Annotated in this window: 25 protein-coding genes; 15 read left to right on the forward strand and 10 right to left on the reverse strand. The window is 72.6% G+C overall.

Annotation, left to right across the window (positions count from 1 at the left end; translation table 11 throughout):
• The first annotated feature begins 7 nt into the window (after window positions 1–7).
• Genes ACIA8L_RS03235 through ACIA8L_RS03245 form a run of 3 tightly spaced genes read left to right on the forward strand, consistent with a single transcriptional unit; the run spans window position 8 to window position 1,910 of the window.
• Window positions 8–391, forward strand: coding sequence for a GntR family transcriptional regulator (locus tag ACIA8L_RS03235; protein WP_395899870.1), 384 nt, complete (start codon window positions 8–10; stop codon window positions 389–391).
• Window positions 388–1,293 carry an ABC transporter ATP-binding protein gene (locus tag ACIA8L_RS03240; RefSeq protein ID WP_395899872.1) on the forward strand — a complete coding sequence of 302 codons (906 nt, stop codon included), beginning with the start codon at window positions 388–390 and terminating at the stop codon, window positions 1,291–1,293. The genes ACIA8L_RS03235 and ACIA8L_RS03240 overlap by 4 nt, the downstream gene beginning before the upstream one ends.
• Complete coding sequence (locus ACIA8L_RS03245; RefSeq protein WP_395899874.1) at window positions 1,290–1,910, forward strand: ABC-2 transporter permease; 621 nt, start codon at window positions 1,290–1,292, stop codon at window positions 1,908–1,910. Before ACIA8L_RS03240 ends, ACIA8L_RS03245 begins: the two co-directional genes overlap by 4 nt.
• On the opposite strand, the gene ACIA8L_RS03250 is transcribed toward ACIA8L_RS03245, so the two are convergent.
• Window positions 1,873–3,162 carry a caspase family protein gene (locus tag ACIA8L_RS03250; protein WP_395899875.1) on the reverse strand — a complete coding sequence of 430 codons (1,290 nt, stop codon included), beginning with the start codon at window positions 3,160–3,162 and terminating at the stop codon, window positions 1,873–1,875. The two genes, ACIA8L_RS03245 and ACIA8L_RS03250, sit on opposite strands and share 38 nt — an antisense overlap.
• 102 nt (window positions 3,163–3,264) lie before the next feature.
• Between ACIA8L_RS03250 and ACIA8L_RS03255 the strand changes: the two genes are divergently transcribed.
• The 5 genes from ACIA8L_RS03255 (at window position 3,265) to ACIA8L_RS03275 (ending at window position 9,046) form a co-directional block, all read left to right on the forward strand.
• Window positions 3,265–4,095, forward strand: coding sequence for a hypothetical protein (locus tag ACIA8L_RS03255; RefSeq protein WP_395899877.1), 831 nt, complete (start codon window positions 3,265–3,267; stop codon window positions 4,093–4,095).
• A gap of 109 nt (window positions 4,096–4,204) precedes the next feature.
• A complete protein-coding gene (locus ACIA8L_RS03260) occupies window positions 4,205–4,903 on the forward strand; it encodes a glycosyltransferase family 2 protein (RefSeq protein ID WP_395899878.1) in 699 nt (232 codons plus the stop codon).
• Window positions 4,904–4,940: 37 nt separating this feature from the next.
• Window positions 4,941–5,972 (forward strand): Clp protease N-terminal domain-containing protein, encoded by a 1,032-nt coding sequence (locus ACIA8L_RS03265; protein WP_395899880.1) that lies wholly within the window; start codon window positions 4,941–4,943, stop codon window positions 5,970–5,972.
• Window positions 5,973–6,006: 34 nt separating this feature from the next.
• Window positions 6,007–6,816, forward strand: a complete 810-nt coding sequence (locus tag ACIA8L_RS03270) for a metallophosphoesterase family protein (RefSeq protein ID WP_395899882.1) — start codon at window positions 6,007–6,009, stop codon at window positions 6,814–6,816.
• Between the two features lie 82 nt (window positions 6,817–6,898).
• Entirely contained in the window at window positions 6,899–9,046 is a 2,148-nt protein-coding gene (locus ACIA8L_RS03275) for a carboxypeptidase-like regulatory domain-containing protein (RefSeq protein ID WP_395899884.1), read from the forward strand.
• 48 nt (window positions 9,047–9,094) lie between these two features.
• Here ACIA8L_RS03275 and solA read toward each other — a convergent pair whose 3' ends face one another.
• Window positions 9,095–10,210, reverse strand: coding sequence for an N-methyl-L-tryptophan oxidase (solA, locus tag ACIA8L_RS03280; RefSeq protein WP_395899886.1), 1,116 nt, complete (start codon window positions 10,208–10,210; stop codon window positions 9,095–9,097).
• Window positions 10,211–10,316: 106 nt separating this feature from the next.
• On the opposite strand from solA, the gene ACIA8L_RS03285 reads away from it, so the two are divergent.
• Window positions 10,317–10,748: a hypothetical protein gene (locus ACIA8L_RS03285; protein WP_395899888.1), complete on the forward strand. Its 432-nt coding sequence runs from the start codon at window positions 10,317–10,319 to the stop codon at window positions 10,746–10,748.
• A gap of 56 nt (window positions 10,749–10,804) precedes the next feature.
• Here the strand turns inward: ACIA8L_RS03285 and map are convergent, their stop codons facing one another.
• Window positions 10,805–11,572: a type I methionyl aminopeptidase gene (gene map, locus ACIA8L_RS03290; protein ID WP_395899890.1), complete on the reverse strand. Its 768-nt coding sequence runs from the start codon at window positions 11,570–11,572 to the stop codon at window positions 10,805–10,807.
• 35 nt (window positions 11,573–11,607) lie between these two features.
• Here map and ACIA8L_RS03295 point away from each other — a divergent pair, with 35 nt between their 5' ends.
• A complete protein-coding gene (locus ACIA8L_RS03295; RefSeq protein ID WP_395899892.1) occupies window positions 11,608–11,877 on the forward strand; it encodes a helix-turn-helix domain-containing protein in 270 nt (89 codons plus the stop codon).
• Window positions 11,878–11,902: 25 nt separating this feature from the next.
• Here ACIA8L_RS03295 and ACIA8L_RS03300 read toward each other — a convergent pair whose 3' ends face one another.
• Entirely contained in the window at window positions 11,903–12,520 is a 618-nt protein-coding gene (locus tag ACIA8L_RS03300; protein WP_395899894.1) for a hypothetical protein, read from the reverse strand.
• Window positions 12,521–12,577: 57 nt separating this feature from the next.
• On the opposite strand from ACIA8L_RS03300, the gene ACIA8L_RS03305 reads away from it, so the two are divergent.
• From ACIA8L_RS03305 to ACIA8L_RS03320, 4 genes are all read left to right on the forward strand, one after another.
• The gene (locus ACIA8L_RS03305) at window positions 12,578–13,090 is read left to right on the forward strand and encodes an endonuclease V (protein WP_395899896.1); all 513 of its coding nucleotides are present in this window, start codon (window positions 12,578–12,580) and stop codon (window positions 13,088–13,090) included.
• A gap of 147 nt (window positions 13,091–13,237) precedes the next feature.
• Window positions 13,238–13,579: a YjdF family protein gene (locus ACIA8L_RS03310; protein WP_395899898.1), complete on the forward strand. Its 342-nt coding sequence runs from the start codon at window positions 13,238–13,240 to the stop codon at window positions 13,577–13,579.
• A gap of 149 nt (window positions 13,580–13,728) precedes the next feature.
• A complete protein-coding gene (locus ACIA8L_RS03315; protein ID WP_395899900.1) occupies window positions 13,729–15,117 on the forward strand; it encodes a chitinase in 1,389 nt (462 codons plus the stop codon).
• A 103-nt stretch (window positions 15,118–15,220) separates the two neighbouring features.
• Entirely contained in the window at window positions 15,221–16,771 is a 1,551-nt protein-coding gene (locus ACIA8L_RS03320) for a methyl-accepting chemotaxis protein (protein ID WP_395899902.1), read from the forward strand.
• Between the two features lie 14 nt (window positions 16,772–16,785).
• Here ACIA8L_RS03320 and ACIA8L_RS03325 read toward each other — a convergent pair whose 3' ends face one another.
• A complete protein-coding gene (locus ACIA8L_RS03325; protein ID WP_395899904.1) occupies window positions 16,786–17,454 on the reverse strand; it encodes a DUF2470 domain-containing protein in 669 nt (222 codons plus the stop codon).
• A gap of 43 nt (window positions 17,455–17,497) precedes the next feature.
• Between ACIA8L_RS03325 and rpsD the strand changes: the two genes are divergently transcribed.
• Window positions 17,498–18,106: a 30S ribosomal protein S4 gene (gene rpsD / locus ACIA8L_RS03330; protein ID WP_395899906.1), complete on the forward strand. Its 609-nt coding sequence runs from the start codon at window positions 17,498–17,500 to the stop codon at window positions 18,104–18,106.
• A gap of 18 nt (window positions 18,107–18,124) precedes the next feature.
• Here rpsD and ACIA8L_RS03335 read toward each other — a convergent pair whose 3' ends face one another.
• From ACIA8L_RS03335 to ACIA8L_RS03355, 5 genes are all read right to left on the reverse strand, one after another.
• The gene (locus ACIA8L_RS03335; protein WP_395899908.1) at window positions 18,125–18,919 is read right to left on the reverse strand and encodes a phosphotransferase; all 795 of its coding nucleotides are present in this window, start codon (window positions 18,917–18,919) and stop codon (window positions 18,125–18,127) included.
• Window positions 18,920–18,999: 80 nt separating this feature from the next.
• Window positions 19,000–19,431, reverse strand: coding sequence for a hypothetical protein (locus ACIA8L_RS03340; protein WP_395899910.1), 432 nt, complete (start codon window positions 19,429–19,431; stop codon window positions 19,000–19,002).
• An 89-nt stretch (window positions 19,432–19,520) separates the two neighbouring features.
• Window positions 19,521–21,266 carry a potassium channel family protein gene (locus tag ACIA8L_RS03345; RefSeq protein ID WP_395899911.1) on the reverse strand — a complete coding sequence of 582 codons (1,746 nt, stop codon included), beginning with the start codon at window positions 21,264–21,266 and terminating at the stop codon, window positions 19,521–19,523.
• A gap of 24 nt (window positions 21,267–21,290) precedes the next feature.
• Entirely contained in the window at window positions 21,291–22,829 is a 1,539-nt protein-coding gene (locus ACIA8L_RS03350; protein WP_395899913.1) for a hypothetical protein, read from the reverse strand.
• Window positions 22,830–22,846: 17 nt separating this feature from the next.
• On the reverse strand, window positions 22,847–23,362 hold the full coding sequence (locus ACIA8L_RS03355; RefSeq protein ID WP_395899915.1) for a hypothetical protein: 516 nt from the start codon (window positions 23,360–23,362) through the stop codon (window positions 22,847–22,849).
• Window positions 23,363–23,761: the final 399 nt, after the last annotated feature.

Raw genomic sequence — 23,761 nt, forward strand, 5'->3', positions numbered from 1 at the left:
TGGCGTCGTGCGAGTGGTGCTGTCCAACAGTGCGGGTGTACCGCTGTATCAGCAGATCAAGGAGCAGGTGGGGACCGCCATCCTCGCCGGCGAACTGGCCGAGGGGGAGGCGCTGCCGTCGGTCCGGGCCCTCGCCCGGGACCTGCGGATCAGCATCATCACGACGACGCGGGCCTACGCCGAGCTGGCGGCCGAGGGGTTCATCGCCACCGTGCCCGGCAAGGGGGCCTACGTGCTGCCGCTCGACTCCGAGCTGGTCCGCGAGCAGCTGCTGCGGCAGGTCGAGGAGGGCCTGCAGGCCGCGATCGACGCCGGTCGGCGATCCGGGCTGCGGCGGGACGACCTGGTGCGGGTCCTCGACTCGCTGCTCGCGGCCGAGGTGACGGCATGAACGGGGAGCCGGCCTTCGCGATCAGGAACGTCAGTACCGCGCCGGCCGGCGGGGGGTTCGCGCTGCGGGACGTGAGCTTCGAGCTGCCCACCGGGTTCGTCATGGGGCTCATCGGGGCCAACGGGGCCGGCAAGACCACGACCATCCGCTGCCTGCTCGGGATGCGGCCGATCGCCTCCGGGGAGATCGAGCTGCTCGGGCGGCCGGTGCCGGGGCCGATCGAGCTGCGGCAGGACATCGGGGTCGTCCTCGACCACACCTACCTCGTCGGGGACTGGCGGCTCGCCGACGTCGAGCGGACGCTGCGGCCGTTCTACGAACGGTGGGATTCGCGGCGGTACCGTCAGCTGCTCGACGAGTTCAGCCTCGATCCCCGGACCAGGGTCAAGGATCTCTCGCGGGGCATGGCGATGAAGCTGATGATCGCCGTGGCGCTGTCGCACCGGGCCCGGCTGCTGGTGTTCGACGAGCCGACCAGCGGGCTCGACCCCGTCGCCCGCGACGAGCTCGTCGGGATCATCGGCGACTTCCTGGTCGACGACGGGCACAGCGTGCTGTTCTCCACGCACATCACCACCGACCTGGACCGCGTCGGCGACTACGTGACCATCATCCACGGCGGGCGGATCGTGATGACCGGGACGAAGGACGAGGTGCTGGACGCCTTCCGGGTCGTGCGGGCCGGCCCCGGCGAGCTCGACGACTACGTCGGCATCGAGCTGATCGGGGCGCGGCGCAGCGCGGCCGGCGTGGCGGCGCTGGTGCGGACCGACGAGGCCTGGCTGCTCGAGGAGAGCGTCCTTGTCGAGCCGGCCACGCTCGAGGAGATCGCCGTGCACACCGGCCTGGCCCGGGTGGGTCGGGAGAACGGCCGGCCGGCAACCGGAAGGAGTCGGGTATGACCGCCGTCGCGCGCATGGTGCTCCTGGATCTGCGCACCGTCTCGCCGTACCGCCGCCAAGGGTTTTTCATGTTCGGGCTGTATCTCGTGCTCTTCGCGACCCGGCCGACGGTGCTGGTGCCCGCGCTCGTGCTGGTGCTGACGCCGATGGTCGCCGCGTATCCGTTCAACGTCGGCGACAAGGCCGGGCTGTCGACCCTCTACGCGGTGCTGCCGGTGCCGCGGCGGGCGGTGGTGCTCGGGCACTACGCGTGGGCGCTGGCCACCTTCGTCGCCACGGCCGGGCTCGGCACGGCGGCCGCCCTGATCATGGCCCGGGCCGAGCACGTGCCGTACGGCCCGCACATCGTCTGGCTGGTGCTGAGCATCGCCTGGGGGTTCTTCGCGGTGACCGTGGCGCTGCAGTTCCCGCTGTTCATCCGGGTCGGCTACACCCGGCTCAGTCTCATGGCCACGACCCTGCCGATGGCCCTGGTCATGGGGGCGCTGTTCAAGTTTCACGTCGACCTGGACTCGTTGGCGCGGTGGCTGCCGCTGCTCTGGCCGGCCGGGCTGGCCCTCCTGACCGCCTCCGTCGCCGTCACCCTGCTCCTGGAGCGGCGCGGGGTGCGGGGCTGAGCCGAAACCGGATGTGGTGCACGTCCCGGCGGCCCGCCCCGGACGCGGAGGCCGAAAGGTCGCGGTAGCGCTCCGCCGGGGCCACCGGGGCCGGGGTGACCAGGGCCGCGAACGCGGCCGGGCGCGGGCGCGGGTCCGGGCCGGCGTCGGCGGGCCAGTCCAAGGGGATGCCGCCCAGGCGGTCGTCGAGCTCGTCGCGGCCGATCACGTGCTCCTCGCCCGGCGCGATCGCGACGCCGGCCGGGTCCAGCGCCGTCACCAGCGCGATCCGCGACAGCACGTCGAACGCGAGCAGCGACACGTGGACCGTGGCCGCCCCGTCGTTGCGGACGCGCACGCCGACCCGGTCGCCGGCGTGGAGGGCCGCACCCGCCAGCGGCAGCGGGTCCAGCCGGCCGTCCGCGACCCGGCCCCACGCGATCGTCACCTCGGCGTCGAGGGCGGCTCCGTCCGGTGGAGGCTCCAGGGGTACCCCCGCCGCTTCGAACATCGCGCGAAGCGCGGGCCCTTCCACGTCGGGCCGCTGGAACGGCATCACCGCCCGCACCCGGTCCCGGACCCCGGCCACCAGCTCCGCCCACGTGACGGACCGGTCGCCGGCCGCGTGCAGGGCCTCGACCAGCGCGTCCGTCAGCAGCCCGGCCCGGTGCCCGGCCGGATTCGTGTACTCGTAGGCCGACTGCTCCCGCCCGCAGGCCACCACCCGGACGGCGTGCGGGTTGCCGAGCGCGTCGCGGACCGCGGTGTCCAGGCCCTGCCGGCGCAGGCGGTCGAGGTGCTCGGCCACGTCCAGGTATGGCATCGCGGGCAGCGCCTTGACCAGCAGATCGCCCCGGGCCATGTGCGCGGCGTGGCAGGCGTCGAGGATGACTGTCACGTTGCGGGTCGCGCTGGTCAGCCGGACCAGCAGCACCGACAGCTCGGGCGCGGTGATGCCACGGAAGTCGCCGTCCGCCGACTCGGCGTAGTCGGTCGGGGCCAGGAACTGCAGCTTCGGCGCCCGCGAAGCGCGCGGCGGGCGGGCCAGGCCGCCGTGGCCGCTGTAGTAGACGACGGCCGCGTCCTGCGGCCGGGCGTCGCGGATCAGCCGCTCGTAGCCGTCGAGGATGCCGGCCCGGGTGGCCGCGGCGCCCTCATGGCGGGCGATCGTGAACCCGCGCCGGTCGAGCGCGCCGGCCATGGCCTCGACGTCGTGGGCGACGCCGGCGAGGTCGCCCGTCCGGGCGCCGATGAGCAGGGCGGTGCGCCGCATGCCCCATTCTGACGGACCAAAGGATCAAGTCGACGGAACTCGATGGAACGTTCCCATGGCAGGTGCCCGGCCGGGCGCCGATACCAAGGGGGAGGTACCGCAATGAGGCAAACGCTCCTGGCGGGCGCGGCCGGACTCGGCGTGGTCGCGGCCACGCTGGTGGCCACGCCGGCCCTCGCCGTCACCGGCTGCTACGGCGACTGCCAGCCGGGCGTCGTGCGGTCGAACGGCATCCTGCGTTACGACGCGCCGGTCGGGGTGAACGACCAGATCACCGTCACCGGCGACAGCACCGGCCTGACCCTCACCGACCCGGTGGCCAACCTGATCGCCGGCACCGGCTGCACGCTTGTCACCCCGCACGAGGCGCGGTGCGTGTCGAGTCCGTGGATCAGCTTGCGCATCCGCGGGCTCGACGGCGACGACACGATCACCAACGGCACCGCGTTCGCGGGCGACCTGGCCGGCAACGACGGCAACGACCGGCTCGTCGGCGGCTCCGGCAACGACACGCTGGCCGGCGGCTTCGGGGCCGACGTGTTGCAGGGCGGGGCCGGCAGTGACACCGCCAGCTACTCCGACCAGGGCAGCCGGCTCGCGGTCCGGGCCGACCTGGACGGGGCCACCGGCGACGACGGCAGCGCCGACGACGGGCCGGCCGGGGCCCGCGACACCATCGCCGCCGATGTCGAGAACCTGATCGGCACCATCCAGAACGACGTGCTCATCGGCAACGCCGGGCCCAACACCATCGACGGGCGGGGCGGGCACGACCAGGTGCAGGGGCTCGGCGGGGACGACCAGCTCACCGCGCGCGGGGGCGGCAGCCTCGACGGCGGGCTCGGCAACGACCACTGCGTCTCGGTGCTGGCATCGCAGCCGGTCAATGCGGACACGTTCTCCGGATGCGAGACGACCGAGATAGTTCCCTGATGAACATGGGTGCGGGCCGCAACCCGGCCCGCACCCATATGGGCCCGATGACCGCGTCGCCGGGACAGCGTAGTGTGAGCCGGTCTCACACCCAAGCGCTGGAGCCCCCGTGAAGCTCTCGATCCTGATGCCGGTGTACAACGAAGAGGCCCGGCTGCCCGACGCATTGAAGCAGGCCCTCGCCGTTGACTACCCGTGCGAGATCGAGCTCGTGGTCGTCGACGACGGCAGCCAGGACGGCACCGGCCAGATCCTGGCCGCGGCCGACGACCCGCGGCTGCGCCCGATCACGCACCCCCGCAACCAGGGCAAGGGCGCCGCGATCAAGACCGCCGTGGCCGAGGCGACCGGCGACTACATGGTCATCCTCGACGCCGACCTCGAGTATGACCCCAACGACATCCCGCGGCTGCTCGACCCGGTGCTCGACGGGCGGGCCGAGGTCGTCTACGGCAACCGGACCTTCGGCTCGCACAGCTCCTTCTCGTTCTGGTACGTGATGGGCAACAAGGCCGTCACCACCGCCGCCAACATGATGTACAACTGCTACCTCGGCGACCTCGAGACCTGCTTCAAACTGATGCCGCTGGCGCTGTACCGCTCCCTCGACGTCAAGTCGAAGGGCTTCGGCATGGAGGCCGAGGTGACCGGGAAGCTGCTGCGCCGCAAGCACCGGCCGTTCGAGGTTCCGATCAGCTACGCGGCCCGGACCCGCGAAGAGGGCAAGAAGATCACCTGGAAGGACGGCGTCGAGGCGCTGTGGATCCTCTTCAAGGAGCGGATCCGCAAACCTCCGGCCAACGCCTGAGCGCCGCCGGTTCTCCCGGGGGCGTTACGGTGGCGCGGTGAGCTCCGGTCGTCCCGTCGCGTCCCTCGAGGTCCAGGTCGCGCTGTCCACGGCGATCCGCCGGGCGATGCTGGCCCGCGAGCCCAGCGTCAGCGCCGAGCGGGCCGCCGACGCCATGCTGGGCCTGCTCGGCGCCGACGAGGTCCGCTGGCAGCAGCGGCCGGGCTGGGGCGCCTCCGGTGACGAGGTGCCCGCCGAGCAGGAGGACGAGGTCGAGGCCACGCTGCGGCTGGCCGAGTGGTGGACCCGCCGGGAGCTGCGCCTCACCCCCGCCGACCCGCTGCCGGTCTGGGACCCGCGGGTGCGGGTCGGGCTCGGCCGGGCGTTCGCCGCCGCCGCCGAGTCGCCGTCGATCCGCTGCGTCGGGTTCCGGCTGCTGCTGCGGGCCCTGCTCGTGGAGTGCGCGTCGCCGGGCGAGTGGACCGAGTTCATCCGCCGCTTCCACCTGCGCCCCGACGAGGAGTTCCTGCGCGACGGCGCACCGCCGCTGAGCTCGGCGGCCGCCTTCCTCAAGCGCAACGACCCGGTGATCTCGGGCCTGGCCGCACCGGCCGTCCTGCGCGCCGAGGCCGTCCAGCAGGCCGTCCGCGGCGGCTGCGCCCTGGTCGGCCAGGCCCATCTGGTCATGGCCATCTGCGCGCTGCCATACCTGATGGAGCGGTCCCGGCTCCGGCTCGCCGACGACGCGGCGGCGACCAACCGCGGCGGCGAGATCCTGGCCGAGCTGGGCCTGACGTGGCCCGACATCAAGGACTTCGCCATGGACCTCTCACCCGCCCCGGCCGACATCCCGCGCGAGGAGCGGACCTGGCGGGTCACCCGCGGCGACCCGCCCTACGGCATCGACCTCTACCTGGCCGCGCAGGAGGCGACCAAGCTCGCGGGCGAGCTCGGGCACCGCTACGTCGGCTCCACCCACCTGCTCTTCGCGATCACCGCCGACGGCGCCGGCCCGGGCTCCCGGATGCTGCGCGCCTACGGCGTCGAGCCGAACACCCTCGCCGCCCGCCTCGGCACCGAGCTGGCCTGAGCGCGGGTTTGGGTCGGGTGGGTAGGCTGCGGCGGTGACCGGGCGACTGCTGGCCATCAGCGACCTCCACGTCGGATACGCCGAGAACCGCGCGCTCGTCGAGCAGATGCGGCCGACCCACCCCGACGACTGGCTCATCGTGGCCGGTGACGTCGCCGAGCGGTTCGCCGACACCATGTGGGCCCTGGGCACGCTCAGCGAGCGGTTCGCGAAGGTCATCTGGGCGCCGGGCAACCACGAGCTCTGGACGCCGCAGCACGACCCGGAGCAGTCGCGCGGGGTGGCGCGCTACGAGAAGCTGGTCGACGCGTGCCGGCGGCTCGGGGTGCTGACGCCCGAGGACCCATACGCGCGGTGGGCGGACCGGCTGACGATCGCGCCGATGTTCCTGCTCTACGACTACTCGTTCTGGCCAACGGGCGCGACCTCCACCGAGCAGGCCCTGGAGATGGCGCACGCGGCCGGGATCGTCGGCACCGACGAGGCGCTGCTGCACCCCGACCCCTACCCGGGCCGGGCCGAGTGGTGCGCCGCCCGGCTCGCGCTCACCGAGGAGCGCCTGCAGGCCGTCGAGGGGCCGACCGTGCTGGTCAACCACTTCCCGGTGGTCCGCGAGCCGACCGACATCCTGTGGTACCCGGAGTTCGCGCTCTGGTGCGGCACGACCGCGACCCGCGACTGGCCCACCCGCTTCAACGCCGAGGTCGTCGTCTACGGGCACCTGCACATCCCGCGGACCATCGAGGTCGACGGGGTGCGCCACGAGGAGGTTTCGGTGGGCTACCCGCGCGAATGGAGCAAGCGCGAGACGCCGCCCGCGCGATTGCGTCCGGTTTTGTTGTAGAAAGGTCGCCGCGCCCCCACAGCGGGCATCGATTCATGGATGATCGGTGCGCCACTCCGGCCACCCCATTTGGGAGCGCAGTTTGCGTAAAGATGCCCTGCGCCGGTCGCTGCTGCTCGCAGTAGCCTCGGCCACCGTCGCGACCGGCCTCGCCGTCCCCGCCACCCCGGCCCTCGCGGCCGCTACCGCTACCGGCACCGTCACCGGCCACCTCACCGACAACGCCGGCAACCCCTTGGCCTACGCCTCCGTCTCGGCCGAACCGGCCCAGTTCGGCATCCCCGCCACCGGGAGCACGGACGAGCACGGCGACTACACGATCTCCGGCCTCGACGCCGGTGACTATGTGGTCAGCTTCCGGCCGTTCGGCGCCGGGTACACCCAGTGGGCGCACCGGAAGTCCACCCGGGGGGCCGCCGACCACATCACCGTCGCCGCCGGGGCCACGGTCGTCGTCAACGACCAGGCGCTGCCCACCGGCCGGATCACCGGGGCGCTGCACAACGCCGACGGCTCGCCCGCCGAAGCGTCGATCTCGGTCTACACGGCCGAGGGGCAGAACTGGGTCGGCAGCGGCTTCATCCAGCCCGACGGCACCTTCTCGCTGGAGGTGCTGCCCGGCTCCGGCTACAAGCTGAACTTCACCAACTGGCCGGCGATCTCGCAGTGGAACGGCGGGCAGCTCACCTTCGGCGACGCCGCCGCGATCACGGTCCCGGCCGCCGGGCAGACGGTGGCGCTGCCGGTCGAGACGCTGGTCGGCAAGGGCTCGATCGCCGGGCGGCTGACCTACTCCGACGGCCGCCCGGCGGCCGGCGTCGCGGTGGCGGCGAACCTGCCGAGCTGCTGCGTGAACGGCTACACCGCGACGACGGACAGCGACGGCCGCTACCGCATGGACGGCGTCCTGGCCACCGACAAGTGGATCGTCGGGTTCACCCTGCCCAACAACATCACGCAGTACGCACACGGCCGCTTCGATCGCGACAGCGCCGCCCGGGTGGCGGTCACCGCCGGCCAGGTGTCCACAGTGGACGAGCAGCTCCTGCCCCTCGGCAAGGTGCGCATCCGCGCCCACGACGCGGTCACCGGCGCGCCGCTGTCCGGCTTCTGCGCGTTCGACCGCCGCTTCGGCAACCTCTCGGACTGCGCCACGGGCACCGAGCTGGTGTACGACAACGTCTTCGCCGGGGCCTGGGGCTTCGACATCTACGCACAGGACCACCGGCACTTCAACGCCTACAACGTGCCGCTGACCGTCGTGGGCGGGCCGGACAACACGCTCGACGTGGCCCTGCGGCCGGGCGCCGCGATCAGCGTGCCGCTGGTGAAGCAGGCCGGCGGCGCCGCCGTCACGGGCTGTGTGCGAATGGCCCGATCGGGCGACATCTACCCGCCGCCGTCCTGGAAGGCCTGCTCCTCCGACCCGGACGCCGCGCCCGGCGCGGTCCTCGTCGGGCCGCTCGAGCCCGGCACGTACCAGATCTTCGCCGACCCGGACGATGCCGCGCTCGGCGCGCAGTGGGTCGGTCCGAACGGCGGCACCGGCGACCGGGAGGCGGCGAAGCAGTTCACCCTGACCGTCGGCGCCCCGCTCGTGGTGCCGGCGGTGCGCTTCGACGCGGCCGGCTCCATCCGGGGCAAGGTCACCGACGCGGTCACCGGTGCGCCCCTGGAGTACGCCTGCGTCTCGGTCATCGCGCAGTTCATCGACCGCGCCGGCGACGGCTGCGAGTGGACGACCATGGGTGCGACCACGGGTGCGGACGGCAGCTACACCCTGAGCGGCCTCGGCCCCTACGCGTGGCCGGTCGAGTTCACGCACTTCGATCACCAGTGGCGCTGGCTCGGCAACCAGGCGAGCCGGCTGCGGGCGCCGAAGGTGACCGTGACGGTCGGCGCTACCGCGGCCGTCGTGGACTACAAGCTGTACACCGGCGGCGGCACGATCACCGGCAAGTTCACCGACGCGGCCGGGCATCCGGTGGACGGCGACATCGTGCCGTTCAACTCGCTCACCGGTGACTGCGTCGGCTACGGCGGCTGGTCCGCGGCCGACAGCGGAGGGACCTACTCGGTGCCGCAACTGGCGCCGCTGCAGTCGGTGAAGCTGCGCTGGGAGGACTACACCGGGCGTAGCGGCTGGGTCGGCGGAGCGGACTTCGCCCACGCCACCGCGTTCCCGATCCAGAACAACAAGACGGTGACGGTCAACATCGTCGTGTCGTGAGGGCCGGGCGGCCCGGGGCCTCGTCGTGAGGTCCCGGGCCGTGGCCGCTCAGGCCCGCGGGCGGGCGGGATCGAACAGGCCGATCGGGTGCGCCGTCGCCCCGGTCATCGCCAGGTCGGCCAGGATCTCGCCGACGACGGGCGTGAACTTGAAGCCGTGCCCGGAGAACCCGCAGGCCACCGTCACCCGCTCGTGGCCGGGGTGGCGGGCGATGACGAAGTGCGTGTCCGGCGTGTTGGTGTACATGCACGCCTTCCCGCGCAGGAACGTCCCCGCGAGCCCGGGCACTCGCGACGCGAGATGGTCCTGGATGCGCTCGACCTCGTCGGCGCGGACGCTGCGGTCCATGGTCTCCGGCGTGGTCACCTCGCCCTGCCGGAAGAACGCGACCTTCACCCCGTCCTCCGTCGGCGGGAACCCGTAGACCTGGACGCCCGGCGGGTCCTCCCAGATGAAGATCGGCTGGTCGGCCGGCGGCTCGACGGCCGGCCGGAACCAGAACTGGACCTGGCGCACGACGGTGAGCGGCACGTCGAGGCCGGGGAGCAGCCGCGGCGCCCACGGGCCGGGGCAGATGACGAGCTGGTCCGCCTCGTAGGTGCCGTTCGCCGTGCGTACCGTCACCCGGCCGCCGTCCTCCTGCCAGGCCTCGACCGGCTCGTGGAAGTGCAGCTCGGCGCCGTGCCGCCCGGCCAGGGCGAGGCCGGCCTCGACCGCCGCCTCCGGCCGCAGCACCCCGGCCGTGCCCTCGAACAGCGCGACCTCGCCGTCCCGCGGCGTGAACCGCGGGAACCGGCGCCGGATCGCCGGCGCGTCGAGCATCTCGTGGGGGATGCCCCACTGCTCCGCGGTGCGGCGGCTCCCGTCGACGGTGAGCGAGCCCGGCGGCCCCATGAACAGCCCGCCGGTGATGGTGAGCAGGTCCCGGCCGGAGTCCCGCTGCAGCTGGTCCCAGAGCTCGTAGGAGCGCAGGATCAGCGGGACGTAGTCGGGGTGCTCGAAGTAGGCCTGCCGCGTGATCCGCGACCCGCCGTGGCTGGACCCCTGGTCGTGGGCCGCCCCGAACCGCTCCAGCCCCAGCACCGTGCGCCCCCGCCGGGCCAGGTGATAGGCGGCCTGGCTGCCCATGCCGCCGAGCCCGGCCACGATCACGTCGTAACGCATGTGCGCTGTCTACCACAGCGGTGGCACGTTTCCGGGATTCGTCGTGCCGTCCGGGCCCCTAACGTTCTTGTCAACACCGACAACGACTTCCCAGGGGGGAACCGATATGAGCGACTACGACACGGGCGACGCGGGTTACGACGGCGGTCACGAGGTGGACTACGGCCAGTACTCGGCGGGTCAGGAGCACGACGCGTTGGACCAGCTGCACCAGGCCAACGGCTCGGAGGCTGACTACGACAACCAGTTCAACGTGTACGAGAACGACCACCACGCGCAGGAGTCGACGGACTTCGCGCAGGGCAACCACGTTGAGGTCGACCAGCCCTACGGTGCGCACTACGAGCAGGACAACTACACGAACTTCAGCCACGACGCGTCCGAGGACGACCACGTCTTCGCCGCCGAGGGCAGCGAGTCCTCGCACCAGGCCGAGTTCTCCGAGCTCGACGCCCTGTCGCAGCGTTTCGACGGCGCGTTCGCCAACGGCACGGAGCTGCACGTGGGCGAGGGCCAGTACGGCGTCGCCGCCAACTGACGCAAGGCTTCCGCCGCCCGGCCGGCCACCCCGACATCGGGGTGGCCGGCCGTTTGCTACAGGGCGGTCAGGATCTCGGGGCCGTGGTCGGTGATGGCGATCGTGTGCTCCCAGTGCGCGGCCCGGGAACCGTCCACGGTGGACACCGTCCAGCCGTCCAGGAGCAGGCGGTGGCGGCTGGAGCCGCTCTCGACGACCATCGGTTCGATCGCCAGGACCATGCCGGCCCGCAGGGGCAGGCCGCGGCCCGGGCGGCCCTCGTTCGGGACGTGCGGGTCCTCGTGCATCGCGGTGCCGACACCGTGGCCGCCGTAGCCGGCCGGCTGGCCGTAGCGGGCGGCCCGGCAGACGGACTGCACGGCGTGGGAGATGTCGCCGAGGCGGTTGCCGGGGACGGCGGCGGCTATGCCGGCGTCGAGGGCCTGCCGGCACACGTCGGAGAGGCGCTGGGCGTCGGCGTCGATCGGGCCGATGCCGACGGTCACGGCGGAGTCGCCGTGGTAGCCGTCGATGTGGGCGCCGAAGTCGATGGAGAGCAGGTCACCGGCGTCGAGGCGGCGGGTGTCGGGGATGCCGTGGACGATGGCGTCGTTGACGGACAGGCACAGGACGGCCGGGTAGGGCACCGGGGCGAACGACGGGTGGTAGTGCAGGAACGACGACTTCGCGCCCTTCGCCGCCAGCAGCTCGCGGGCCAGCTCGTCCAGCTCCCGCAGGGTCACCCCGGGCCGGGCGGCCTCGCTCGTGGCCCGCAGGATCTCCGCGACCACGCGGCCGGCCTCGCGCATCGTGGCCAGTTCGGCCGCGGTCTTCAACACCACCATTCCGGTATTGTAATACCAGGATTATCATCGTCCACATGGTGCGCAACCCGCTGACCGAGGACGAGCGGCACCGCGGGCTGGTGCTGGGACGGATGCTGCAGCAGGCGCGGGGCTCGCGCAGCGCGGCCGCCGTGGCCTGGGAGGCCGGCATCTCGCTCGACACACTGCGCAAGATCGAGCGCGGGGCCATCGCGACGCCCGCGTTCTTCACCGTCGCGGCCCTGGCCAAGGTGCTCGGGCTGGACCTGTCCGCGCTGGCCAAGGCCGTGGCCGAGGAGAAGACCGCGACCGCCAAGGTCGCCTAGGGCGGGCGTGCGCCGGCGGCGCGGGTCAGGCGTCGGTGGCGCCGGTGGCGCCCGGCTCCAGACGTGGCATCGGCAGCCACTCGATGTGCGGCCAGCGCACGGTGCCGTCGCCCTGCAGTGCGCCGACGGCCAGGCCGGCCCGCAGGAGTCCGGCCTGCTCGTTGGCGGCGAACACCACGAACACCACCCCGGCCGGCGCGGCGTCGTCGGGTGTGCGGGGCTCGCCGTCGGGCCGTGGGAACAGGCTGTCGGACAGGGTCGGCTGGGCGTCCGGCGCCGGCTCGCCGTATCGGCCGAGCAGCTCCACGCAGGTCTTGTTCGGCTGGTTGCGGGGGTCGGTGAGGCTCGTCGCGAGGTCCTCGGCGTAGCGGTAGGGCACCAGCAGGTAGTCGCCGACCAGGACCAGCTGCACCGCGGAGCCGTGCGGGTGGAACACCTCGACGCCGTCGCGCCCGCGCAGGAGCCGGACGAGCTCCTCGTACTGGGCCGGCCAGGCCCCGCCGTAGGCGTGCCGGGTGCGCAGCCCGGAGGCCTCGTGGGCGTGGATCTGCCGCTCGACGGCGGCCGCCACGGCGCGGGGCGCGAGCTCGGCCACCATGGCCGCGTGCGGGCCGAAGCGGTCGGTCAGCCACTGCGCGATCACCGCCGCAACGTAACATTCTCGCTGTGGTTTTCCCCGGATCCATGGCATGTTGACCGGATGATCCGGGCCGGTGCCGTCGACGTCGACTACCCCGGCTCCGGGGGCGGTCGGGCCGCGCTCGTCGTCGGGGACCTGCCCGGCTTCACCGTGGCGGCCGAGCACGTCGCGTGGCTGGGCACCGTCGAGGAGTACCAACCGGGAAGCTTCTACAAACGGGAACTGCCGGCCATCCGGGCGGTGCTCGACGGGGTGGAGCCGGTCGAGCTGCTGATCGTCGACGGGTATGTGGATCTCGACCCCGACGGGCGGCCCGGCCTCGGCGCGCACGTCGCCGCGGCCCTCGGCATCCCGGTGATCGGCGTGGCCAAGACCGCGTTCCGCGCGGCTGTGCACGCGGTGCCGGTGCTGCGCGGGGCGGCCTCGAAGCCCCTGTATGTCACCGCGACCGGCCTGAGCCGGGACGACGCGGCGGCCTACGTGCGCGGCATGCGCGGAGCGTATCGGATGCCTGACGCACTGCGACAAGTCGATGCCCTCGCCCGCGGCCGGGCGCGGCCTCGAGTAGCCTGAGGACGCGCGAAAACACTGCCCCGTCGGTAGTCGGGGCGCCGCTCACCCTGGTCCGAGGGGCGGAGCGGCCCGTCTCCGGCCGGTCGCCGACAAGCGACCGGTTGTCCAGCGCAGGACATTTGCTGCCCTGCGCGAGGAGACAACCGCATGCCCACCATGACCGTGTTCTTCGACAAGCCCTTCTGGGTCGCCGTGCTCGAGCAGCACGACGCCGACGGCTGCGTGCGCGCAGTCCGGCACGTGTTCGGCGCCCAGCCCACCGATCCCGAGCTCTACGAGTTCCTCCTGCGCGACGGCGTCACGCTGCTGCGGCGGGCGGATTCGGCGACGCCGGTGGAGGGCCGCGACGCGACGGAGGCGCTCAGTGCCGACCGGCGGCATCGCCGGGCCGAGGCCGCGCAGACCCGCCGGGAGCGGCGCGAAGCCGTCGCGGCCGAGCGGTACGCGCAGCGGCGCGCCAAGGCGAAGGCCAAGCACCGCGGCCACTGAAAGTCCGGCACGGTATTGAAAAATCCCAATCTGATAAGGACCTTAACAGCACTTGCGGAGGTATCGATGACGCTGTACGTTCCTCCCACAACGCTTAACTTTGTTAACAGTTAGCGTCACGTCCGTACGTGTTCGTGGAGGGGTAGTCCATGAAACGCAAGACTTTGATCCCCCTCGCGCTGACCGCCGCCGCAACGCTCGGTGCGACGACCCTCGGTGTGATCAACGCCCAAACCGCCAGTGCCGCGCTGACCAGCAACTGGTACGCGTCCGCGCCCTACCTGATGCCGTTCGACAACAGCCCGCCGGACGCCGTGGCCGTCATGAACGCGACCGGGCAGAAGGCCTTCCAGCTCGCCTTCATCCTCGCGCCCAACGGCGGCGGATGTACGCCGACCTGGGACGGCACCCGCGCGGTGTCCGCCGACACCGAGGCCGCCGCCCTGATCTCCCGCATCCGTGCGGCCGGCGGCGACGTCAGCGTCTCCATCGGTGGCTACGGCGGCACCAAGCTCGGCCAGACCTGCGGCAGCCCGGCCGCCACCGCCGCCGCCTATCAGCAGGTGGTCACCAAATACGCGCTCAAGGCGATCGACTTCGACCTGGAGGAGCCGGAGTACGAGAACGCCGCGGCCGTCCACAACGAGCTCGGCGCCGCGCAGATCCTGCAGCAGAACAACCCCGGCCTCTACGTCTCGGTGACCACGGCCGGCACCGCGTCGGGCACCGGCTGGTTCGGCACCGAGATGCTGAAGGACGCCAAGAGCCTCGGCTTCACCCCCAACAACTACTCGATCATGCCGTTCGACGGCGGCTTCAACGGCGCGTCGTCGCAGACGGCGGCCGCGGAGGCGTTCCACACCATCCTGATGAACACGTTCGGCTGGGACAGCGCCACCGCCTATGCCCACGAGGGCGTGTCGCTGATGAACGGCCGCAGTGACGCCGGCGAATACTTCCGGCAGGCCGACTTCCAGACCGTTCTCGACTACGCCACCGGCCACCACCTGGCCCGATACACCTACTGGTCGGTCAATCGCGACCGGCAGTGCGCCGACCCCAACCAGTCGACCACGTCGGGCACCTGCAGCAGCGTGCCGCAGACGGCGTGGGAGTTCACGAAGTACACGGCCAGGTTCGCCGGGGCCACCCCGCCCACCACCAACCCGACCACGGGCGGCCCGCCGCCCACCACGCCCGGGACCGGCACGTGCACCGCGGCGGCCTGGAACTCGGGCACCGCCTACTCGGGCGGCGCGCTGGTGTCGTACAACGGCCACACCTGGAAGGCGGCCTGGTGGACGCAGGGCGAGACGCCCGGCAGCGCGAGCGTCTGGGTCGACCAGGGCACCTGCGGCGGCACGGGCGGCACCACGCAGCCGCCCACCTGCCCGGCCGCCTGGAACGCGGGCACCGCCTACAACGGCGGGGCGACGGTCTCCTACGGCGGGCACAAGTGGACCGCCAAGTGGTGGACCCAGGGCGACATCCCCGGCAACAACGCGCAGGCCGTCTGGACCGACAACGGCGCCTGCTGAGCGTCACTGGTAGGTGAGAGGCCGCCGCCCGAAGGGTCATCGGGCGGCGGCTTTTCCTTACCTGGATGCGACCATCGCCGAATAGCGCGGTATGAAGGTCACCGTGGCGCGGAAGCTCGCGTCGCTCATCGCGCTGGCCGCGGTCGGGATCGCCGCGACCGCGATCGTGCTCGGCGCGCTGATGGGCGGACTGTCCAGCCGGTTCACCGAGGTCGCCCAGCAGGACCACCCCTCCGTGCGGGCCGCGCTGGAGATGGAGGTGGCGAAGACCGGGCAGGCCGACGACCTGGGCAGCTACGTGGCCACCGGGGACAAGCAGTACGTGAGCGAGTGGAACGACGACCACGCCGAGTTCACGAAGTGGCTCGCCGCCTACCGGCAGCTGGACATGACGGCCCGTGAGGTGGCCGTGCTCGACGAGGTGACGGGCGCCGACGGGACGTACCAGAGCGAAGGCCAGAAGGTCGTGAGCCTGGTCGAGGCCGGTCAGGCCGCCGCGGCCACCACGGCGTCCAACGACGTCCTGGGCCCGCTCGAGGACCGGATCTTCAAGGGTCTGACCGAGCTGGAGGACACCAACACCGACACGATCGCCACCGCGACGGCGGCCGGTGAGCGGCAGGTGCAGCAGGCCGCCTGGCTGGCCGTGCTGATCCCGCTCCTGGCGGTCGCCATCGTGGCCGGGCTGGCGGTGGTCATCGTCCGCGGGATCGTGCGCCCGCTGCGGACCGCGGTGACGGCCCTTGACCGCGTCGCCGCCGGCGACCTGACGGGCACCGTCGCCGAGCGCGGCAACGACGAGCTGGCCGACATGAGCCGGGCGCTGAACCGGGCCACGGCCGCGATGCGTGAGACGGTCGACGCGCTCGGCGCGACCGCGACCTCGCTGACGGACACCGCCGGCGACCTGTCGCGCTCGGCCGGTGAGACGGCCACCAGCGCCGCCAAGGCCAACGAGCAGGCCCAGTCCACGGCCTCGGCGGCCGAGGAGGTCTCGGCCGGGGTGAGCACCGTGGCCACCGCCTCCGAGGAGATGACCGCGGCGATCGCCGAGATCGCGCAGAACGCCTCCCGGGCCGCGCTGGTCGCCACGTCGGCCGTGGATACGGCGGCGCACACGTCGGGCACGGTACAGCAGCTGGGTGTCGCCTCCGGCGAGATCGCCGACGTGCTCAAGACGATCACCAGCATCGCGGCGCAGACCAACCTCCTGGCGCTCAACGCGACCATCGAGGCGGCCCGGGCCGGCGAGTCCGGCAAGGGGTTCGCGGTCGTCGCCGGCGAGGTGAAGGAGCTGGCCCAGGAGACCGCGCGGGCGACCGAGGACATCGCCCGGCGGATCGAGGCGATCAGCACCCACAGCGGCGCCACGATCACCGCCATCGACCAGATCTCGCGGATCATCGACGAGATCAACGCTTACCAGGCCACGATCGCCTCGGCGGTCGAGGAGCAGACGGCGACCACCGAGGAGATCAACCGATCGGTCACCGAGGCCGCGGCCGGGACGCAGGTGATCGCGTCCAACGTGACGCACCTGGCGAGCACGGCCCAGGCGGTCACGGAGGCGGCGTCGGCCTCCCGGCACGCGGCGTCCTCCCTGTCCGCGACCGCCGATCACCTGCGGGTGCTGGTGGCCCGGTTCAGCGTCTAGCTCCGGAGCACCCCTCAGTGCCCGCCCCGGCAGCAGCGGGCCTGGGCGTAGAGCTCCCGCATGCGCTCGCCGGCCTCCTCGGGGCGGTCGAGCGGCGTGCGGAACGGCAGGCGCACGTCGCGGGCGCGGCCGTGGAACTCGAGCCGTAGGACCACGCCGTAGCGGTCGATGCGGACCGGCACGATGCGTTTGACGCCGTGCAGGTGGTGCGGCGGGACCAGCCGGGCCAGGCGGTCGACGGCGTCGGGGTGCGAGTCGCTCAGGTGGCACAGCAGGTCGGCCTCGACCTGGGCCAGGGGGTCGGGCTCGGCGCTCGCGAAGTCGTCGGGGTCGACGGTGACCTCGCACTCGCGGCCGTAGGCGGGGTCCTGGAGCGTGGCCTCGGCCAGGTCGAGCGCCAGCCCGCCCTCGGGGTGCGCGCCGAGCCAGCCGCCGAACGTGGCCCGCGCCCGCACCCGGGACCGGACCGGGGTCGGGGCGACGTCGGTGAGTTCGAGGACGGCGGCGGTGTCGGGCTCCTCCATCGGTACCGCATCCGGTGGCACGTCGAGCAGGATCCGGCCGCCCTTCACGCGATGGGCACCGACCAGGTCGCACCGGCGCCCGGGGACGTGCAGCGTGAGCGAGCCGGCCGCGGCCAGCAGCGAGCGCAGACGCTCGGCCGGGGTGGGGAGCTTGGACATCCGACCTCCTAAGGTTAGCCTTACCTTATTCGAAAGGAGTCCCGTGAACCAGTCACGCCCCAAGGTCCGCCGGTCCCGCGCGCTCGGCATCGTCCTGACCCCGAAGGACGCGAAGTACTTCGAGCGCCGCCCGTTCCCGCCGGGCCAGCACGGCCGCGCCCGCCCGAAGGTCAGCGACTACAAGGTCCGCCTGCTGGAGAAGCAGCGGCTCAAGGCGCAGTACAACATCCGCGAGAGCCAGCTGCGGGCCGCCTTCGACCGCGCCGTGCGCCGCCCCGGCAAGACCGGTGAAGAGCTCATCGTCGACCTTGAGCTGCGCCTCGACGCCGTGGTCCTGCGGGCCGGCTTCGCCCGCACCATCTACCAGTCCCGCCAGGTGGTGAGCCACCAGCACGTCAACGTCAACGGCCGCCGCGTGGACCGGCCCTCCTACCGGGTCCGCCCCGGCGACGTCATCGAGATCGCCGAGCGCAGCCGCCCGAGGACCCCGTTCCAGGTCGCCGCGGCCGGTGCCCACCAGGGTGAGCGCACCGCCCCCTACCTGGACACGAACCTCCCGGGCCTGGCCACCCGCCTGATCCGGTTGCCGCTGCGCCAGGAGATCCCGGTCCTGTGCGACGAACAGTTGATCGTCGAGTTCTACAGCCGCTGACCCCGGCCCCGGCATCGCTCAGCCGCGGTCGTCGAGGTGGGCCAGAAACCCGTGCAGCCAGCGCAGCTCCCGCGCGTGGTGTTCCAGCCCGGCGGCGGCCTCCGCGGCGTTCACCGGCGCGTGCTTGATCCGCTCGGCCGCGAGCAGCCGGCTCTGCTGCAGCGCGGGAAGGACGGCGTGCCAGTCCGGCCGGCCGTAGGCGGCCACGAAGCGCCGGAGCCGTTCCGCGATGGCGGTGCCGGGCCCGAACCCGGCCTCCCGGAGCTGCTCCGGCGGCGCGAGGGGCACGAACTCCCACGCCGCCGCGGCCAGCTCGACCAGCGGCCGGACCGGCCCGGCGGCGTCCCAGTCGATGAAGGCGACCGGCACACCGCCGCGATAGACGGTGTTCCAGGGCCCGAGGTCACCGTGCGAGACGATCTCGTCCGCGCGGGGCGGGCGCGGATCGAACCGGAACCGCGGGTCGGCCGGCCGATAGTCGCGAGCGGCCGCGTGCAGCCGCCCGAGCAGCGCGCCGGCCGCGACGAGCGCGGCCTCGGAACGGGCGTAGGCGGGCAGCCGCTGCCCCCGGCCGGGTTCCCACTGAGGGTCGACCGGCACGTCCCCGTCGAGGTAGGTGAGCACCTCGCGGTCGCCCTCGATGCCCAGGAGGCGCGGCGCACCGGCGAACCCGGCGCCCTCCAGGTGCCGCAGATAGTCGTGCACGGCCCCGGACCACTCGCCCATCGGCCGCAGCAGCTGCCCGCCCCGCCGGGTGATGCCGGGCGTCATCCGCCCCGCCGGCAGCGGCGCCTCCGGCTCGTCGCGACTCATGCGGCCAGTATGGGCGGCCGGGCAACGCGAAACGGCCGGTCGCCCCGCGATCGGGGTGGCCGGCCGTTTTCGGGGAGTCGTCAGTTGGCGGCGACGCCGTACTGGCCCTCGCCCACGTGCAGCTCCGTGCCGTTGGCGAACGCGCCGTCGAAACGCTGCGACAGGGCGTCGAGCTCGGAGAACTCGGCCTGGTGCGAGGACTCGCTGCCCTCGGCGGCGAAGACGTGGTCGTCCTCCGACGCGTCGTGGCTGAAGTTCGTGTAGTTGTCCTGCTCGTAGTGCGCGCCGTAGGGCTGGTCGACCTCGACGTGGTTGCCCTGCGCGAAGTCCGTCGACTCCTGCGCGTGGTGGTCGTTCTCGTACACGTTGAACTGGTTGTTGTAGTCAGCCTCCGAGCCGTGGGCCTGGTGCAGCTGGTCCAACGCGTCGTGCTCCTGACCCGCCGAGTACTGGCCGTAGTCGACCTCGTGACCGCCGTCGTAACCCGCGTCGCCCGTGTCGTAGTCGCTCATGTCGTATCCCCCAGGAAGTCGTTGTCGGTGTTGACAAGAACGTTAGGGGGCCGGGAACGACGACGAATCCCGGAAACGTGCCACGCGGATCAGGTGCGCGGCTGCGGGGTCAGCAGCGGCGGGGCCGACGGCGGGTGGAACGGTGGCGGGTTCTCCACGCCGGCCGCCCGCTCCAGCAGGGCGACCAGGCCGGCCCGGGTCGCCACCACGACCATCGTGTGGGTGCGGTCCAGGGTCCGCCAGCGGTTCTGCTCCGGGGCCCAGAACGTCTGCACGCCCACGCCCAGGCCGGTGCGGCCGGTCTGGACCGCGACCAGGCGGGCCAGGCCCGGGGTGCTCACGCCGCGGAAGTAGGTGCCCTCCAGCTGGGAGCCGGCGCCCACCGGGACCTCGGCGACCAGCAGCACGCGGCGGCCCACCGGGATGGTGTCGATGACCTCGCTGCCGACCATCGACGCGGCGAACGCCGGGGCGGCCAGGTAGGAGACGCTGCGGGACAGGTTGATGTCGAACGCGGTCTTGACGCGCCGGGCGAAGTCCTCCTCGAACAGGCGCAGGACCACGCGGAGCTTGCGGTCCGGGTCGGCCTGGCGGGCCAGGTCGCGGCCGAGCAGGGCGACCTCCAGGTTGGTCACGTCCTCGGTCGTCACCAGGACCAGGCAGCGGGCCGTGGCCACCGAGGCCCCCGTCAGGGTGTCGGGGTTGGTGACGTCGCCGATGATGACCGGCAGGCCCAGGTCGCGGCCGACCTGCACGCCGCGGGCGCGCTCGTCGCGGTCCACGCCCACCACGTCCAGGCCCAGGTCGTGCAGCTCGGTCAGGACCCTGGTCCCCACGTTGCCCAGGCCCACGACGATCACGTGGCCGGACACCGGCTCGGTCAGGCCGCCGGCGGCGATGGCCAGGCGGGCCTTCACCACCAGGCCGACCACCGCGGCCGTGATGGCGGGGATGACGGCCACGCCGACGATGACCAGGGCCACGTCGACGACCTGCGACGCGACCGACGCGTCGTCCTGCGGGTTGGCGCCGCCCAGCGCCGTGAGCACGGCCAGATACAGCGCCTTCCACGCGCCCACGTGCCGCACGGTCGCCACCGCCACGGTGCCGATGGCCAGCACGGCCGCGGTCGCGCCCAGGACCCGGCGCAGGCCGCCGCCGATGAGCAGGCGGGACAGGCGCATCCGGGGGCGGCGGTGCGGCGGCTGCGGCTCGACCTCGGCGCGGCGGCCGTAGACGCTGGTCAGCACCAGGTCGGCGGTGTCCTCGGCGGCCGGGAGGCTCTCGCCGGTGGCCAGGTTGGCCAGGCCGCAGCGGATGTCGCTCGGGTTGGCCCGGGCCCGGTCTACGGCCAGCAGCTGCTGGCCGTCGGAGAGGCGGATCGTGGTCGGGTTGCTGTCGCCGAGCGCGGCGGCGACGAACGCCGGGGCCGCGATCTCGGAGGCCGAGAGGACGGCGCAGTTGGCGAGGCGTTCGAGGACGCCGGCGGCGAGGCGCTTGTTGAACATCCGCAGGACCACCCGGATCGACGGGTCGACCTCGCGGGCGATCAGGGCGGCGTCGACGTTGGCGACGTCGTCCTCCGCCACGAACGCGATCGCGTCGGCGTCGGTCAGGTCGGCCGTGTCGAAGACGGCCCGGGTCGTCTTGCGCGCCGCGATCATGATGGGGGCGCTCTGGTCGTCGTCGTCGGCGCGGATGTCGGCGATCTCGGGGGCCTGGCCGGCCGTGAGGTCCGGGACGATGACCGTGACCTGGGCCGAGTATGTGTTCATCAGCTCGCCGACGAGACGCCGGGCGAGCGCGCTGTCTCCCCACACGACGAACTTGCGCACGGACCCGATCGTATAGGCGCGGTGCTAACCGCAATGTGGCGGAAAACCCCGCAAGAGATTGATGTTGTACAGCAAAATGGCGTACTTCCCCACGTCGTGCCGCTCCACCGGCGGGCCCCACATGTGCTCGGCCTGCTCCGGCGTTCCGTAGAACGGGCGGTCCTTCTCGAACACGACGAACCGGGCGTCGAACCGGGCGGCGTCGTACTGCGACGTCTGCGACTGCCAGCAGAACGGGATCAGCCCCGCTCCGCCGCCCGTCACGGGCGCGACCGTCACCCGGCGTTCGGTGGTCACGGTGATGTTGTTCGAGGCCCAGTAGGCACCGAGGCCGTAGGTCTGGCCGCGGTCCCGCAGGAAGTCGGCCGCCTCCTGGGCCTCGGACGGCTCGGCCCGGGGCGGCGCGTAGACGACCACGGTGAGCGCGAAGATCGCCAGGACCCCGGCCAGCACGCCCCGGCCGATCCGGACCCCGCGCACCGGCGAGGCGAGCCAGGGGCCGGCGAGGCGGGCCGCGAGGGCCGCGGCCATCGGCAGGACCGGGGCGATCTCGCGGGCCGCCATCAGATCGACCGAGATGGTGGAGACGATCTCGGCGCCGAGGTTGCAGGTGATCGCGGCGATCATCACGGAGTCGACCCGGTCCGCCGTCCCGCGCACCGCCCGGACCAGACACACGAAGAAGGCGACGAGCGCCACCGCGAACCCGAGCAGGTGCAGCGCCGAGAGCAGCAGTTCGAACGCGAACGGGTGCCAGCCCGGACGGTGGGTGCCGAAGATGACGCCGACCATGCGGGCGGTCATCCAGGCCCGGTGCGGCCAGTCGCTCACCGGGGCCAGCTCGATCGGCGGGTGCGGCGACTCGAACGCCCCGAGCGCGTCGAGCAGGTGCCGGAAGCCGCGGGAGATCACCACCGAGACCACGGCCGCCGCGACCAGCGAGAGTTCGTAGACCCGGTCGCCGCGAACGGCCCGATACGCGCAGACCACCGCCAGGGGTACCGCCGCCACGAACGTCACCAGCGGATCGCCCATCGCGCCCCAGCCGAGCAGCACGGCGATGAGCACCGGCGTCCACACCCGGTGCCGGACGCGGTCCAGGACGAGCCAGGCCAGCAGCAGCGGCACCGCCGAGCCGGTGTGGTTGGGGGAGGACAGCAGGGTCTGGTAGCCGGTCCCGGGCACGGGCAGCAGCAGGATCGCGACCGCCACGCCGATGCGCAGCCACGCCTCCAGGCCCGTCGCCTTCCCCCTGGCCAGCAGCGCGGCCAGGAACACGATCATCGTGTAGGTGATCGCGGCGGTCACGTGGACCTGGTCCGCGGTGACGCCGGTGAACCACTGCACGATCCCGTACTGCACCAGCTCCGTCGGGTAGAACGAGACGTCGGAGAGTGCCCAGCCCTTGAGCAGCGGGTTGCCGTGGAACATGTCCCAGGCCTGCAGGGCGTTGCTCGCGCCGTCGCCGTTGATGGGAAACGCGCGGGCCATCCGCAGGTAGGCCAGGAACAGCCCGACGGCCACGACGACGGACCCGACACCGATCAACACCCTCTGCCGCACCCGGGCAGAGTAGCCGATCACGTGTATTCGTCGGCCAGCTCCCGATATGCCGCGAGGACCACCTCCGTCCGCGCGACCAGGTCCGGCTCCGGCCGCGAGCGCAGCGACCCGAGCAGCGCCTCCGCCGCCGTCACCCGCAGCCGGGCCCGGCCCTGCGCGGCCCGATGATCGAGGAAGTCCTGGCACAGGCCGGCGAGGGTGCGCAGCTGCACGGCCCGCCGCCGGACCTCGGCATCGACGTCGGTGAGCCGCTGCGCGATCTCGGCCTGCCGGTCGGTCACCACGCTGAACAGGCTGCCGGCCCCGATCGGATCGCCGACCGACGCCCGCAGGTCCCGGTCCGCGGCCCGCAGCTCACCCCGCTCGGCCAGGGCCTGGGCCAGGTCCCACAGCGCCCGTTCGAGCGTCGGCGTCGGGTCGCCCGGCTCGGCCAGCCGCTCCAGGGCCGGCCAGGTGAGCCGGATCCGGTCGGCGTTGGCCGCGGCCGCCTCGAACTCCGTGCGGTCGCGCGGGTCGGTCAGGTACCGCCGCAAAGCCTTTCCCCGCCGTGTCGGCGTGCGCACCAATGCCAATCCGACCAGCAGGAACAATGCCGTGGCAACCATTGCCAGCAATGCGCGCAGCACGACCGGCGGATCGATCCAGTGAATGGTCAGAGCGACCGCCGCGGCCGCGATGAGCCCGAGTGCATAGAGCGCGTGGACCCATTTGTCGACAGGCCAGAAAGGTCCGGCGGGGGTACTGCGTGTGCCTCGGACGAACCCCGTTTCGTCATCGATGGCGGCCAAGCTGCGTTCCACCGCGCTCCCGCCCCGCCGCAGTACGCCGACCCGAAACCCGCGCAGATACTCGATCACGGCCGGCCCCGGGAACGCCGGCTTCCGTTCCGCGGCCACGCGTGTTCGCGGCCGATGGTGCTCCGCGCTGTCGCG

Origin of the sequence: Dactylosporangium sp. NPDC051541 (genome assembly GCF_044454505.1) — a bacterium.
Taxonomy (GTDB): Bacteria; Actinomycetota; Actinomycetes; order Mycobacteriales; family Micromonosporaceae; genus Dactylosporangium.